At 35.4% G+C, this 17,319-nt stretch carries 8 protein-coding genes; 1 reads left to right on the forward strand and 7 read right to left on the reverse strand.

The window, feature by feature from the left end:
* Positions 1-159: 159 nt before the first annotated feature.
* Together LX80_RS07660 and LX80_RS07665 are read right to left on the reverse strand one after the other, a co-directional pair.
* Positions 160-762 carry a response regulator transcription factor gene (locus tag LX80_RS07660; protein ID WP_111294901.1) on the reverse strand — a complete coding sequence of 201 codons (603 nt, stop codon included), beginning with the start codon at positions 760-762 and terminating at the stop codon, positions 160-162.
* Entirely contained in the window at positions 759-2,930 is a 2,172-nt protein-coding gene (locus tag LX80_RS07665) for a sensor histidine kinase (protein ID WP_111294903.1), read from the reverse strand. Before LX80_RS07665 ends, LX80_RS07660 begins: the two co-directional genes overlap by 4 nt.
* 216 nt (positions 2,931-3,146) lie before the next feature.
* Between LX80_RS07665 and LX80_RS07670 the strand changes: the two genes are divergently transcribed.
* Positions 3,147-4,427, forward strand: a complete 1,281-nt coding sequence (locus LX80_RS07670; RefSeq protein ID WP_111294905.1) for a M24 family metallopeptidase — start codon at positions 3,147-3,149, stop codon at positions 4,425-4,427.
* Positions 4,428-4,508: 81 nt separating this feature from the next.
* Here LX80_RS07670 and galA read toward each other — a convergent pair whose 3' ends face one another.
* The 5 genes from galA to LX80_RS07695 form a co-directional block, all read right to left on the reverse strand.
* Positions 4,509-7,916 (reverse strand): beta-galactosidase GalA, encoded by a 3,408-nt coding sequence (galA, locus tag LX80_RS07675; protein WP_111294907.1) that lies wholly within the window; start codon positions 7,914-7,916, stop codon positions 4,509-4,511.
* Positions 7,917-8,088: 172 nt separating this feature from the next.
* Positions 8,089-11,067, reverse strand: a complete 2,979-nt coding sequence (locus tag LX80_RS07680) for a DUF11 domain-containing protein (RefSeq protein ID WP_111294909.1) — start codon at positions 11,065-11,067, stop codon at positions 8,089-8,091.
* 18 nt (positions 11,068-11,085) lie between these two features.
* Positions 11,086-13,452 (reverse strand): hypothetical protein, encoded by a 2,367-nt coding sequence (locus LX80_RS07685; RefSeq protein ID WP_146250422.1) that lies wholly within the window; start codon positions 13,450-13,452, stop codon positions 11,086-11,088.
* Positions 13,453-13,619: 167 nt separating this feature from the next.
* Positions 13,620-14,387 carry a LytR/AlgR family response regulator transcription factor gene (locus tag LX80_RS07690; RefSeq protein ID WP_111294913.1) on the reverse strand — a complete coding sequence of 256 codons (768 nt, stop codon included), beginning with the start codon at positions 14,385-14,387 and terminating at the stop codon, positions 13,620-13,622.
* Positions 14,363-17,248: a sensor histidine kinase gene (locus LX80_RS07695; protein WP_111294915.1), complete on the reverse strand. Its 2,886-nt coding sequence runs from the start codon at positions 17,246-17,248 to the stop codon at positions 14,363-14,365. The genes LX80_RS07690 and LX80_RS07695 overlap by 25 nt, the downstream gene beginning before the upstream one ends.
* Between the last annotated feature and the right edge of the window lie 71 nt (positions 17,249-17,319).

The raw sequence follows: 17,319 nt of genomic DNA on the forward strand, positions 1-17,319 counted from the left end.
AATACAATAATGATGTACACCTAGGTTTAGCATATGTTTTGTTCGCATAGTTAATTATTAAATTATGCGCAATATAGATTAGGTTAAAATGTTGGAAAATACCTCTTTAGGGTGACAAGTTTGAATGGCAACATTGAAGATAATTCAAACTGAAATTTTTTATGCAATGTGGTGTAACAAATAAACCAATTGCGAAATACTATTTAAGTTATTTTTTTGCAGCATCCGTTTTCTATGCGTTTTAACCGTTTCTACACTAATGTTTAACCTATGCGCAATTTGCTTAGAAGAAAATCCATTTTGTATCAAAGCTATAATTTCTCTTTCGCGTTCTGTAAGCGATAATGTTGAACCATTTGGTTTCCCTGTTCTTTGTTGCATTAATTGAAATATAGCCATACGAATTGCAACCAAAAGTTGAGTTTCAGAAAAGGGCTTGGTTATATACATTACCGGCTTTAAAGCAAAAGCCGATTTTAGAGTAGCAGCATCACTAAATGCAGTTAAAAAAACAATTTCACAATAAAATCTTGCTTGAAGTGTTTGTGCTAAAGCTATTCCTGATTCATTGCCTTTTATATGAATATCGCAAAGTGCTACATCCGGTAAAACGCTTGATTTTTCACAAACTGCAATGGCTTCAGCAGCACTTTTTACAGGCCCAAGAATATTAAATCCTTCTTCTATTAATATATCACAAATTAAATCAGCAGTAATTAATTCATCTTCAACCACCAATATTGTTTCTGTTATGCGCATCATACATTTTGCATTTCAATGATAAATTGAGTGCCATTTTGTATAGTAAAATGAAAACTAGCATCTAGCTGGCGTACAAGCGTTTGCACCATTCGCATACCAAAAGAAGTGCTTTTTTCAATACTTTCAGTTTGATTAATTCCTACGCCATTATCAAACACTTTCAATTGTATTGTATTTTTTTCATGCGATTGTAATTCTATACCCACCAATGGGTGCAATGTATTTTTGAATGCATGTTTAAATGCATTGGTAACCAATTCATTAATAATCAGGCCGATAGGAATAGCTTTATCAATTGACATCATATTATTGTTTAGCTGCACATCCGAATGCACATTAGTGGCATCATAACCAAAAGAATTGGCTAAGGAAATTCCCAAGTTTTGAATATAATCTTGCATATTCACATTCGCTATGTCATCATCCATATAAAGCCTTTGATGCAAAAGGGCAATGGCATTTACTCTTGCCTTCCCTTCTTCTAAAGCTTCTTTAGCTGAATTATTTTGAATACGGTTTGCATGAAGTGAAAGAATTCCTGATACAATTTGTAAATTATTTTTTACTCTGTGGTGTAGTTCTCTAATCAATAATTCAATTTTTGTATTTTTTTGTGCCAGCAAATGGGCTTGTTTTCTTTTTTGTTGCCAAACATATCCAACTAAACCAAGTATAATAACCAATCCGATTATTGAGGCAAACATTAAATGGTTCATTTTTTTGGCTTCGCTTAATTGCATTTTTTGATACATTCTAATTTTATCTGCCTCTGCTATCCGTCTATCTTTTTCTTCCGTTTGGTATTTTGCGTCAATTTCTTTCAGTTGCACATAATGTGCTGCTTGAAGCAATGAATCTTTCAATTTATAATAACTCAATTCATACATCATGGCAGAATCGGGTTTGTTTTTTTTAGTATAATAATATGCCAATTCTTTACTATATAATGCTTGTGGAAAATATACAAATGAAGATTCCTTTTCCTTATTTAAATATTGAATAATAGAATCTGCCTTGGCAAAATCATTCAGTTTACTATAGCTTCGCAGCAAAAAAAAATCACCTAATTTGAAAAGGTTTCCATTTAAATAACATGACTTGTTATAATTCTGAATAGCCTTATCCAGTTTCCCATCCATCTCATTTAACCAACCTTGCATCAAATAATATGAAGCATTATTAATATTATTAGATAGTTTAATTTTTTTAGCTAACAAAACACAACTATCAAAAATTGTTTGTACGAGTTGTTTGTTATTTAAATAAATAGCAGGAATACTCAATTCGCATAAACTATAGAATGTACTTCTGTCATTATTTTGGCTTTTTTGTTCATCTACTATTATTCTTTGATAATTATAACAGTTTTGGAAATCCAACAACAATAAATAAGTGCTGGCTATTTGAATATAAGTAACAATTTTAGGATTATTAAACTTAAAAGGTATTCTTTTCCAGGGTTCATAAATCGGTTGCATTAATTCCTTATTATTAAAGTATTGTTTTATTGAAAGCAACATCTCCAGCGAAGCAACCCAATCTTTGCTGCCTTGCATTTTAAGAAAATAGGAATTATTATAAGCTGCAAAAATATCATCATCAACAAGCGAAGTTTTTTTTGCATAAAAACCGGCAGAATCATATAAAGAAAGAATTTTTTGTTGATCAAGCCTGTCACGCTGAGATATGGCTTCTAAAGTTAGATTTATACTATAATTAAACCAATCATTTACTTCTTTTGATAGTGATTTATTTTTATAAATCCAATACAAACAACTATCATCGCCTTTAAATTCTAAATAGATTATTGATAAAAATGAAATGGCATCACGGCTTGCTTCTGTTTGCAATTTTTTGTGTAATTCTGCTATCTGCACAGCACTATCGGCTAAACCAATTGCATTTCTATAGTCGAAATTATTTTGGTACAACTTAGCTTTCCAATGATATAACTTTATCAGTAACTCAATTTGATTTTGCTTTTTGGCAATATAAACAGCCTGATTAAGCAGTGCATCTCTGGTTGCAACTTGTGCACTACTTAATTCCATGGATTGCTTCCACAATCGAATGATTTGTAAACTATCATCTGCCGAGGCAGCCATTACATGATAGCTTTTTACAAACAACAGGAAAAGCAAAAGTAGAAATGTTGGCTTACGCTTCATTTCGTAAAAGGGGGTATTATATAAGATTGATTAGTTTTGGTTTATGACATTTGATTGGAATCAAATATATTAAAAAAGAATTAAAAAAACATAACTTCCTATAAAGTCTTTTCAGCTTTGCTATTGTACTTTTTTTGTGAAATAGTGCCATTAAATGCAAGGCTTTACTATCTTTAAAATATAAGTACTTCATTTTTACCATTAAACTTCCTTTAAATGAGTATAGAACGTAGAAAATTTTTAAAATATTCAGCAGGAAGCGCTGCAGCCGTTTCATTCTTTTCAGGCATTACCGGTTTTGTAAAAAGCGGCAAATATTCAGACCCCGACTGGAATAGTTTACATAATATGACCGGCGATGTTAAACCCATTACCGTTAGTGAAAGAAAGACACGTATTGCAAAAGCACAACAACTACTGCAAAAAAACAATATGCAGGCTTTGATATTAGATGCCGGCACATCATTAAACTATTTCACCGGTATTCGCTGGTGGCCGAGTGAACGAACAATGGTGGCAATTATTCCGGTTAAAGGCGAGGTGACTTATGTAAGCCCCGCATTTGAAGCAGATAGATTGAAAGAGTTAATTACCATTGGCAATGGCGTACATATTTGGCAAGAGGATGAAAGCCCTTATGAAAAAATTATTAAAGTGCTGAATGAAAATGGCATTACCGGGGGCAATATTGGTATGGAAGAGCGTTTGCGCTTTTTTATTTTTGATGGATTGCGCAAGGCTGCACCCAACATGCAGTTTGTAAGTGGTGACCCCATTAGTATTCCTTGTAGATTAATTAAATCGCCGGCAGAAATTGCTTTGTTGCAAAAAGCAAATGATATTACGTTAGCAGCCATAAAGTTTGCAGCTGCCAATGTAAAAGAAGGTATGTCAAATAATGATATTTCGGCTATCATTGGTCAGGCTCAGCGTAAAATGGGCGCCGCATCAGATGGGGCATTGGTTACTATTGGTCCCGCTTCAGCTTTACCACATGGCAGTATTCAACCCCAACATTTAAAAAAAGGCGATATTTTGTTAATGGATTGTGGTTGTTTGGTTGAAGGTTATACTTCTGACATTACCAGAACTATTGTATTTGGTGCACCACCAACTGACAGGCAACGCACTATTTGGAATTTGGAAAAGAAAGCACAGGCTGCCGGTTTTGCGGCTGCACAAATTGGCCAACCTTGTGAAGCTGTTGACCATGCTGCACGTAAAGTATTGATTGATGCAGGTTTCGGACCGGGATATCAGTTACCCGGTTGTCCGCATAGAACCGGCCATGGTATAGGTATGGATGGCCATGAATGGGGTAATATGGTAAACGGCAATAAGCAACCCATACAAGTTGGTATGTGTTTTAGTGTTGAACCTACCATTGTAATTCCGGGTGAAATGGGTTTAAGATTAGAAGATTGTGCCTATATAGCAGAAGATGGACCTCATTGGTTTTCAAAACCTGCCAATAGCATTGATGCGCCGTTTGCATAATATTATATAATTGAAATTACACATAACTACTGTTTTCGCAATAGCTTTATTTGTATGAAAACAGTAGTTATTTAGTATTTTTTATTCCAGATATTTCTTTTTTAATGTATCATACAAATACAGGTGTGTATTAGCATGCCCGTTTTTATCAAAAATAGCTTCCCAAGTATTTAACGGTTCCCAAATAAATGTGCCTTTCCCTTTTCCATTGGGCAGTTGAAAAACTTTGTCATTCACAGCTTCTTTTTTTGCAGAATATTCTACAACTATTACATCTTTTTGATAGCGTTGAACCAAATCATTTAAATTATAGGCTAAATCATTTAAGGTGCCGTGCCATTTAGGATAGTATGACAAACCAATTACATCAAAATGAACACCACGTTCCAACATATTGTTTAAAAAGAAAACTGATTCATCATTTTGACCACCTAAAGCAATATGCAACATAATTGGCATAGAGGGATCAACTGATTTCACGGCAGCAATTCCTGCATTCAGTAATTGTGCTAAGCTATCCGGATGCTGAATATTACCCACAGGCCACAAAATTCCATGATTAATTTCATTGCCTACCTGAACCATACTAGGCAAAGCATTTGCATTTTTTAGTACTAATAATGCATTACGAGTAAACGCATAAACCGAATCTTTTAACTGCGTAAAATTTAAGTTTTCCCACGCTGCCGGCAGAAATTGTTTTCCGGGATCGGCCCAGGTATCACTATAATGAAAATCAAGCAGCCATTGTAAGCCGGCGGCTTTAATGCGTTTAGCCATTTGTACCGTATGGGCTAAATCGCAGAAACCTTTGCCTGGGGCATATCCACTATCATTAGCCGGATTGTTAAACATGCGCAAGCGAATAAAATTAAAGCCATGATGTTTTAAAATTTGAATAGCATCATTAGCAGTATCACCATCATAAAACTTTCTGCCTTCCGCTTCTAATTGTGGCAAAAAGGAAATATCCGCTCCAATTATTTTGTCAATCTTACGCGAATGCATTTGTGTAGAAGATAAGGTGTACTTATTATCGATTGATAGATTGCTTAAGGCTTTGGGTGACACTGATATTATTTCTGTAGAGCCCGGCCATAATCCTTCAGCAGAGGCAGTTACTTTTATTAAACCGGGTGTTGTACCGGCCTGAATAATAAATTGACATTTACCATTGAAGGCACTACGCTGCCATGCGCCATCTATGCATTTATCCGGCTCATGGCTACTGGGGTCGCCATTTCCAACACCAATAATTTTGGCATCGCCCGTTACAGAAAAACGAATCATGTTATTGGCGTTAGGCACTGCTCTTCCTTCATGATCAACTAAAGAAATATTCATAACGGCAACAGATGTACCATCGGCCACTAACGTAGTGGTTGAGGGCGAAAGCACCACTTCAGCAGGCAAGCCGGTTGTTTCAACAGAAGCATTCAAAGTTCTTCCGGCTCTATGCGCTACTGCTTTCAATATACCGGGTTCATAAGGTACAGACCATTGAAGATGTCCATTTACAGGCATTATTTTAGTTCCTAAACTTTTTCCATTTAAAAACAATTCAACATCATTAGCATTGGAATAAACCCAAACGTCAATGGGTGTTCCGTTTTGCCCTAACCAATTCCAATGGGGTGCTATATGCAATACGTCTTCATTACTCCACCAGCTTTTATAGTAGTAATAAATATTTTTGGGAAAACCACAAACATCCATTACGCCGAAATGCGAATTAATATTGGGCCATTGAAAAGGAGTAGGTTCACCCCGATAATCAAAGCCGGTCCAAACAAAACCACCCATCCAGTATGGTGCATTGGCAGCCAATTTCCACCATGCTTCGGCTGTACTGGCCCACCAGGGTGCAGTTATGTCTTCATCAGGTAAATAACCACGAACACTATCTACTTTATACTCGCCACGGGTAGTAACGGTACTGCCCATTTCTGTACCAACAATGGGTTGTTGAGGATGATCCTTGTGATAATCGGCCACAGCAAATTGCCTGTAATTAAATCCTCGTATGGGAATAACTTCATTTACTCCATGCCATACATTTCCCAAATCAGCCGCATAGGTACAGGTACGTGAGGGATCCAATTGTTTTTGTTTTTCAATAAGGGTGGTGGCAATACGTTTACCAATGTCAGTAGTTTGAATCCATCCTTCTTCATTTCCGATTGACCATAAAAATACAGCAGGATGATTGCGATCTCTTTTAATTAGTGTTTCAAATTGATGAAGATATTCAGGACTGCTATTTAATAAGCGTTGTTCATCCAGCACCAGCATACCCAAACTATCACAAGCATCTAACAATTCAGGCGTAGGTGCATTGTGGCTGGTTCTATAGGCATTTACACCCATTTCTTTTAATAATCGAATGCGATAATATTGCATACCATCAGGTAACGCAGTACCAATGCCGGCATGATCCTGGTGGTTATTTGCTCCATGAATTTTTACATTTTCATTATTGAGAAAAAAACCTTTCTCTGCATCAAACCTAATAGTTCTGATTCCGATTCGATAGGTAACTGAATCTAATACTTGATTGCCGGATTGAATAATGGTGGTTACTCTATATAAATAAGGATCATTCAAACTCCATAATCTGGGATTATTAACGGGGATGGATTGTTGTAATTGAAAGCTATTATCAGCAGCTATTGATACAGGCTGTTTGGCAGTAGTTGCAACCATTTTCCCGTTTCGTTCAGTTACATAACTATAAACAACTGCGTTGCGTTGTTGAAATGCATCATTGTGAATAGTGGCATTGACCAAAACAATAGCTTTATTTTTTTCGGTTTTGGTTTGAATGTAAACACCATTGGTTGCAAAATGCAAGGGTTGCATCATATTCAACCAAACATGACGATAAATGCCTGCACCTTCATAAAACCAACCTTCATATTGCGTAGCATCAACACGCACCACAATTACATTATCGCTATTCCATTTTAAAAAGTTGGTAATGTTATAATAAGCACCCACATATCCACTCATATTATTGCCAACAAAAATGCCGTTTATCCAAATATTGGCATTACGGAAAATTCCATCAAATTGCAATTGAAATTGTTTGCCTGAATCGGCTGCTGAAATCCATATGTGTTTTCTATACCAACCAATACTGGTTTCAGGAAACAATCCACCAACGGGTTTATATCCATGCGATTGAACGTCGAAATTATTCACGTTCACGAAAGGCAATTCCACCGCCCAATCATGCGGCAAATTCAGTGTTCTCCAACTGCTATCATTAAATTTCGGATCAATGGCTGTGCCCACAGCGCCTCCCGTTTTAGCAAAAACAGTTGCAATACTGTAATTAAAATCTTTGGAAGCATCTGCAGCATTTCCAAAATGGAATTTCCAATTGGTATCTATGCTGATGTGTTGTTGGGAAAACGAAGATGTAACTATAAACAAGTAGCAAACAACATTAACTACAAATAATAATTTCCGGGAATGGCAATAGTACATGAATGGCTAATTTGTATATTAATGGATAGAATTGACTAAGCAAATTATAGCAAAATTTGTTTTGTGAAATTGATATAAGTTAAATGTTAAGTAGCAATAGAATAAAAAAGGCCATGATAAGCATTTTACCATGGCCTTAAAAACCAAACAAATGAGAAGGCAAGCGTCAATTTTACTGCTTAGGCAAATTAGGAGTTTGTTTTTTCTGATTATTCAAATCTTGTAAAATCATCAATTTACTGTTAGATGCGCCATTGGTAACTTGTTTGGGCAAATCGAAATAACCACAAACAGTTTTCTCGCATACGCGACAATCAACATCTTTTACCGTTACTTTTAAGCAGAAGTACACACGCCCTGTACAACAAGGTATTTGTAACATATTTGGCATTACAAGCGATATAGGTATGTTTACACCGGCACCAATCATGGTAGGAGTTCCCAGTTGCCAAGTAAGCATATTATTTACAAATGGCGGAGTTGGGTTTTGTAATATTAATTGACCACTTGTTCCGAATAAATTGGTTAATGAACTGGTTAGGTGCATCATATAATCACCCATTTGTTGCGGTTTACAGTCATTATAGTTATATTGAACATGAAAGTCAGTTAATGTAACGGTTAATTCTTGAATTGGTAAATTTCCTGCCTGAACATTCAAATTAAAATTAGCCAGTGTTGCTGTATTACCTGTAGGTTGAAGTGCTGCATTCATTCTTTCAATTTCGCAGCACAAACTGCTTTTTACACAAACGGGACCATCTTCATCTTGTATAGTTTGTGCAACAGCATCGGTAGTTGTACCCTTTCCAACTGCTTTTAAATTACAGCATTGTTTTGAAGTGTCCTGTGCTTTACGTTGCACATTAATAACAAGTACAGCACAATCACCCGGTTGAATTACCGTAGAAGCAGGGAACACAAAATTGGGAGCAGCACAACTAATACCGGAAATTGTTTGCTGTTGTCCCTGGCTGTTAATTAAATATCCGCTACATCCCGGTTGCAACTGCACACAGTTAGGCAACACATCTTGCACACTTAAATTTTTTAATCCAACGCTACCCCTATTACAAACTGAAATTTGGTATTGAAAATTTTGTCCCGGATTTACAAAACCTGAAGTTCCTATTTGCCCATTTACACTAACTTTTTTGGTAACATCAATTTTTGCCAAACGCATAACATTATAGGGTACATAGGAAGATATGTTAAATCCACTGCCTGTTAAGGTTGTTGTATTTGAATAATTCCCGAAAGATTGAGGCAGCACCGTTGCGTTGAATTGAATAACCAAATAATAAGCACTGTCTAATTGACAATTACCCGGCATTCCATTAATATTCCAACTTAAATTCTGAGTATTGTTTCCGGTATAATTTAACCAAGAAGGTTGGGAATTAATTGGATTAGTAATAGGCGGTGAGCACCAGGGCAATGGATTGTTCACGTCAAAATAACCCATACCATACGAGTATTGAATACTTCCAGGAACTAATTGAAGATTTTGTGGGCTACCCAAAAAGTCTTGAACATTTACGGTTCCCAGAGGTGCCTGTCCATGATTAGCTACAACAATAGTAAATGGTATTACATCGCCTACATTAAATGATTGTTGTCCATTGGAAATACATTTTTTAATGAAGGGTATAGCCTTAGGTTGACGAACATAAAACGTATCGCATGCAGTAGCCGATCCATTATAATGTGTTTCAGGAAATACAAATCCGCATTTATTAGCATTTTGCGGCATACGGCCATTTGTATAAGTTATATTTGCACAGTTAGTAATTAAAGTTCCGGCCGGTGCAGTAATAACAAATTTTACACGAATTTTTATGCATTGATTATATATAAGTTGTCCGGGGGTTGATGTAAATGTAAAGCCTGATGGAGGGGAAGAAAAGTAGTAAGTTTGAAGTACATTACTTCCAATATAATTAATGGTTGTACTTCCTGCGGTTAATGTACCATTGATGGGTGGTAACGGACCAGCGCTATTTGATATTAAACTGATAGCTGTTACTTGAATACCTGATGGGAAAATATCAGTAATCTTTAAAGAATCTAAAGGAACATTTGAACCACAATTTCCACAAGCATCAATATCATAAAAACCTTCACAACCCTGTGCCCAGTTAATATTAGCGGCACTTGGTCTTGTTTTACCAAAACAAATAGCATAATTGGGTTGGCCTACAATCGTTACTGAATCGCAAACATTCCCAAATGCAGATGCACAACATTGTCCAATCGGATTAGTTAGATTATGCCCTGCAAAACCACTGCCGGTAGTTGGGTTATTGCTTACTTTCTTTCCCAAACAAAAACTATAATTCACACAATTTTTTACAACAGTACCCGGCTGGCTGCAAATTTGAGTTACTACGTCATACCATACTGCACTGGTATAGGAAGATATTGTACCAGTACTCCAGGTAGCAGTATTGGTTCCAATACCTGTTGCGGCGGTAGAAACACTAACGATGGTATTGCTTCCACTAATTTGATCGACGATATTACCGCTATAAATATTTAAGTCGCCAATTCCCGGATTAGGATTAGTATTAATCACCTTTACGCGCCATAAAACATATCCACCAAATAAATTACCCCAAACTCGTTGTTTAGTTACTATCCAATAATTTTTGGCAATGGCTTTTAGCGACACATTTAGTACACAACTATCAGTTTGATTGCCACATATATTTTTAATAATTACTTTAAATGTACCCAGTTCTGCATTACAAGTGGTACCCGGAAGAAAGTGAAAGGGTACATTTAATCCATATCCGTTAGTACTGGGTATTGGACTTACATTACAAAATGTTAAAGGTGTACTATTGCATTGTACAAATGGGAAAACCGTAGAAGCAGGTTGATTACCTAATGTTAAGTTATTTGATGTTTGTATTTGTACACTATACCCTGAACAACTCTGCGAACCCATTCCGGGTAAAGTAATATTCAAATTAAAGTCTTTACCCGACTCAATACTATCTAATGGCGCTCCGGTGGCACTTACTAAACTTGCATTAACCGGATATTGATTTCCTCTTAAAAAACAGTTCGCTTGAGGCTGAGCAAATATTTTCCCTGCCGATAGCAATGTAATGAAATAAACTACATATATAAATATATTTTTTTTCATAGCTTATAGCATTTGAATTTATTGATTAGATAGCTGCAGACAAACAGTTTTTTCGCAATACCTGCATGAATTATAGTAAACACGTATAGTAAAACAAATGGTATAATTTATGGCACAGCAAGAAGCATTATTTCCATTTGCCGGGGCTGGTAAACCAACTACCAAATTAATGGGAACCATAGTTCCTGCAGAAATGGGTGATGAAGCAATCCACTTCAAATCCTTAAACACATTCGCATTTCCCACAGGAGCATTACCAAATACCAATCCGGCAGTTGTGTTGTTAATAGTGGTTCCGTTACCCACTATCATACCATCATGTTCTACACTATCTACATAAGCACATCCACCGGGATTTGCAGTGAATGAAAATGAATGAACCGAAATTTCTACTGCATAAATGGGCACATTAGCACTTAACATGCCACTAATATTATACAAATGCGGGTCATTTGCTTGTTGATTTACCTGTGGTTGGCCACCCACCTGAATTCTTACCTGATCACAATCATGACAGATACAAGTAGGCAAACTATCTTGAGACAAGATATTAACCGTATTATTTAACGGGTCGCTCCAAGTTCCATTTATAGTAAATGAAACATTGGTTTGCGATAAGTTTGCAGGTGAATACGTAAATGAAATACAACCGGTTTGATTAGGTGTAATTGTTAAAGGCAAAGTATTAATTGAACTAATGGTACCGCCCGAATTTGATACAATGCCGGTATAAGTAGCATTACACCCAGCTGTATTGTTGGTAGGTTCATTCCGTAAACAAAGTGTAACTGAATAAGTTGGAAGTCCTGTTTTAGGATCCCATCCATTACAAGCAATATGCATTGAATCATAAATTGTTCCACAACTGGCCCCTTGTACTGAGTAAGAAGAATTTCTAGAAGTGGTACCGGTTGTTGTTTCTATTACTTTCCAACTGTAAAAACTTGTTGTTTGCGCTTCTCGCATTTGGTTTATTTGATTAGCCGGCAATTGATACGGCTGATTAGGCATCACAGTACTTTGCGCAACGGCATTCATTACTTCACCTCTATCATTCACTTGCATAATTTGTATGGTGTATTGTGCTCCTTCCGGCGCTTTTCCTTCTACATGCCATTGAAATACCGGCATAGCACCTTGTTTTTTATAAACTGCATTATTTTTAGGTGCATCTAAAACAATGCGAAAATTATTCTCTTGTTGTTGCGATTCCTGATTAGGATTGGTGAATTGAATAAACTGATTATTATTTGTCTTTACTTTTTCAGGTTTATTTTTTACAACATTTTTAGTTTCGGGCTCAACTGCTACTTGATTGGGTTGTTGATAACTTGAATTAGGCTTATTCAATTGTTTATTAATGGTAAAATTTAAGCCTACATGAGTGTTGAAAAACTGTGTAGGTGTTGTATAGGTTTTTTCAATAAAGGGCGCTATTTGTGGGTTACTTAATTGCGTTTGAATACTGGCAGGTGTTGCATTAAAATTCACCTTACTTATATCACGTTGAGAAACAGTGAATGAATTTGAGGGCAGCCATAAATAACCCGCTTGCAAATAAAATCCCAGAGGAAACGACTGAAATGGATGCCAATTCAATCTAACATTCCCCTGGGCCCCCCAAAGTTGTTTATTAAAATTTGCCGGTACTTGATAGTTTTGATACAATACATTTTGAACCGGATCGCCTTGACGAAATTGTGCAGGCTGAACAATAGTTAAGCTGGGACCGGCAGATAGTGTTACATCAAAGATGGTTCCCGTGGTTTGCCAAGCCGGGCCAATAACAAAACTATTCAAGCTCCAGTTTTTACGGGTATTTTCCGTAACGGCAAAACTGCTAACTTGTTGTTCATACCCATCCAATAAATGCTGAGGAGTGAAGTTATAATTTGAAAAATTTACATCAACACCCCAATGGCTTTTTCCCGGGTTCATTATTCTGCTGGCATCAGCCTTGGTTAGCTTAGCACCACTTGCAATAGCATCAATCAAGTCAGCAGATTTTTTAGATGTTATTGGGAAAAACAAACCTACTTGCGGTTGCATTATTTGTGGTGTTTTCATTCCACTTAAACTATTGGTAATGCCTAAAGGGGTAGCATATATATCCATTATTTTTTTATGGGCTATCCCATTCCCGGTTTGCTGATTAACTTTTTGGTAGTTAAAAAAATATTGATTGTCATATGTTGTTATTGCACTTGCTGCATTGCTTTTTTCAACATTATTCTCATCAAATTTTTCAAAAAATTGCTCTTTAAGTTTAAGTGAATTAGCAATTGGTTGGCGCAAATAAGTATTCAATTCTATTTGTTGAATACCCGTTTTAAAATCCTGAGCCAAAATAGCAGTAAAGTTGCAGCATATTATAAATAACAGCATACATGCCTGCAATGGTTTAAACACAGGCCGAGAGGGTCTAGAAGTTTTTTGCTTCATAGGCGTTAGTTTTGGCAAATTCTATAATGCAAAAATTACTAACCTATTTTGCAAACAAATTGACTATTGTATAGGTGGACACAAAATTTGTATAGTTGGCACTATTTCAATTATTTAGGTATGGAAAACAAGGCATCAAAGGCAGTAAAAAATTGTTTTTTTTGTCGTCGTGAAACCGGCAGGCGCATACCATTATTCATCAACAATATTAAATCGGGCCCTGAACTAAAACTTAAAACTTGAAAGAGTGCCACAAGATATTTATGATGAATTCTACAGAAATGTGTTTCAGGTAATTCTTGCTGAAATTTTCCAAGTTGTTTACATACCAAAACAGGAGCATGATCTTGCAAATAAATACGCGTATAATTTCCTAAGCTTTCTAAAAAAATTAAATCCCCAATGTTGGTAAGAATTGAATCTTTGCCAATAGGTATTACTATTTTACCCAATTGTTCCCATTGATTATTATTGGAACGGGAAGCTACGGCATTTGATTGTTGTTTGCGAAGTTGCAATTTGTTTAATATGTTATGGACACAGGTTTGAAATTTTTCAGTATGAATAGGTTTGGTTAAATAACCTGAAGCATGCACATCAAATGCCTTCAGGGCATATTCTTGATAAGCTGTTATAAATACTATTTCGGGTAAATAATCGGGAATTTTGCTTAACAAGGTAAAACCATCCATACCCGGCATATGAATATCCAAGAAAATTATGTCGGGCATAAACTGAGAAATTTGCATTAATGCCGATTGTGCATCGGTATGTGTTCCCAAAATTTTTATTTCGGGAAAATCATCTTTTAGCATTGACGTTATTAAACGAATACTTCTTGGTTCATCGTCAACTATATAGCAAGTGATGGTTGCCATGTAACTTGTTTTTTAAAAATCGGAATTTCAAAAATTGCCATAGTGGTAAAATTTGCATCTTCATGCTCACAATCCTTTATATAAAAACGAATGCCATGCCATTCAGCTCGTTTTCGTGTTATTTCAAGCCCTCGTCCATTATTTTGATTTTTATTTTCATTTAATTTAAATCCTAACCCTGGCCCATTATCCAATACTTCAATTCTATAAACAGAATTATTTTCCATTATTTTAATGCATAACAATCCTTTCTTTTGTTTTAGCTGCCGAATACCGTGTTTCACTGCATTTTCCACAACCGGTTGTAACATCATTGCAGGAATAAAAATTTGATTGAGTTGTAAATTATCATCAACCTTAATTTCATAAGCAAATTGATCACCAAAGCGAAGTTTTTCTAAATCTAAATATTCCCGAATGTATTCTAATTCCTGTTGCAAAGAAATAATATCTTTTTGGCGTGAATACAAGTTGGCCCGAAGCAAATCACTAAACTTATCCAAATACTTGTTAGCCTGCTTAAATTCATTATCATAAATCATTTGCTTAATTGCATTTAAAATATTAAAAATGAAATGAGGATTTATTTGTGCTCGCATCATTTGCATTTCTAAATCAGTCATTTTTTTCTGTTGTTCCAAATAAAATAAACGTTGTTGATGTTTTTTCTTACTTAATTGCCACAGCACTAATCCTATTATGATAAAAACGACACTAATGGTTGTGTACCAAAAATTGGGTTTTAAATAAATGGGTGCTTTTATTTCAAAACTTGCTTCTGCTATTTGAGAAGAAGGCAATCCATCGCGCCGAAATGCCTGAACTGAAAATGTGTATTTTCCATACGGCAACTCGTACAAATGAATAACAGGATCTTTTGTACTTACCCACTTAAATTGATTTAAACGATACTGATACAATATACCCGGCAAACCTGAATAATCTACTGCAGAAACATCAAATCGAATATGATGCTCTTTGTATGACAAAACAGGTGTTTGTTGTGAGGGATTTGCATAATGCTTCATTCCTGAACTCATGCTCATAATATACACCGGAATATCATTAGCCGGGAAAGCCAATGTATCATTAAAATAAGTTATACCATTTGATGTGGCCACATAAATTTTATTATCGAACGCCTTTATATCATTTACTTGATCACCTGAAAGCCCATCATAAATACTATAAAAAGTTGAATGAATACTTGCTTTGCTGTTACCTGTTACTTCAATTCTACCTAAGCTTTTATTGGTACCTATCCATATATGATTGCCATAAGCATAAAGACATTTCACTATATCACCCGGGAAATAATCATTAGCACGCATAACCATTTTTAGTTTTTCATTTTTCAATACCAATATTGAATCGCCGCCATAAGCTACCCAAAGATTTCCCTGCCTATCCAAACACATAGTATTGATTTTTTGGAAACCTATTTTACCGCTTAAATTAATCTTTGTTAATTGTTGATTATGGTATTTGTATAAACCATCATTACTTCCTACATAACAAAAACTATCGGAAACAGGAGCAATTGATGTAACACGTTGCCCTTTATAAGCAACTTTCAGGTCATAAAAATGATTTTTGTATTTACACAACAATAAGTACCCATGTGTTCCCAACCAAAAGGTAGTATCATTTAACTTGGCTGCTACTTTAAACCCATCAAAATTAGGATGTATTCGTTGGGGAGTTTTTCCTTTGCTGTATTGATAAAGACCTAATTGAGAAACAATTAAGTAGTTTGGTTGATTATAAAATATGTTTCTTACCCATGCATCTAAATTAATACTTTTGGTTAATGCCACTTTTTCGGTGAAATTTTTTTTACAAACAATCATTTCGCCTCGGTTATTGCCTGCAGTTATTTGGTCACCATCAATGTGCAAACAATTTAAATTAAAAACTTCATTTCCGGAATAATTCAAAATAGAATGCATGTATTGCTTTCGCAACATTATTAGTCCCTCTTCTTTGGTGCTAAGCCATATTAAACCGTTTCCCGCATCATATGTATCATTCACAGAAGCATTTTGCCATATCTGTCGTTTCACTGTCAACGTATTGGTATCAACTTCCAAAACGCGCCCTTCCAGTGATACCAAATATATTCCCGAAGCTGAATTATTGATTTGCCTTACGTGAAAAGGATATATTTTTTTTGATAATACACTTCCGGTAGTTACGTCAATTTTGTATAGATATTTTTCATAACCACAATATAAAGTACCGTTTTTATAAAGCGAATAACGTATGGTAAATGGGAACTGCTTGTTTAACAATACCGAATGATTATGTATAAGTAAATAATTATTGGTCAGTAAAATACCATAATCATGTTCATTTATTTTTATCAATCTGTTTATTAGCGCATGTTCATTAACACTGTCAACAATGTTTTTTGTAATACTGGATATTACATAAGTGTATCCATGTATATCTGAAATTGCAATCGCTTTATCCGACAAAACAAATCCCTTATAACTTCTAAAATGTTTATCCGATAAAGTTTTTAGTGCTACAAACTTGTCGGTATTTTGGTCATAATATACCGCAGGCTTTTGAAATGGCAGTGCCCAAAGTGTGCCTACACTATCAATAAATACGCTTAACACTTCCAAATCGGGCAAACCATCTTCTATACCATAATGTTTAAATTGAAAACCATCAAAACGGCTTATACCATTTTCAGTTGCAATCCATAAAAATCCGCGTTTATCTTGTACACTGCCGTACAATGCATGTGCAGGAAGCCCTTTACTAATGGAAAAATAACGTGCGGCGTAGTTTTGTGCTGTTGTTTGTGTACAACACATAATACATAAAACATAAGCAGTTATTATTCTGTACATGGCCGGCAACTATTGTGTATGTAATATTGGAATATGGTTGTTTACATTCACTAACCAATAAGCCACACCTG

This window comes from Hydrotalea sandarakina, from assembly GCF_003254115.1.
GTDB classification, from domain to species: Bacteria; Bacteroidota; Bacteroidia; order Chitinophagales; family Chitinophagaceae; genus Hydrotalea; species Hydrotalea sandarakina.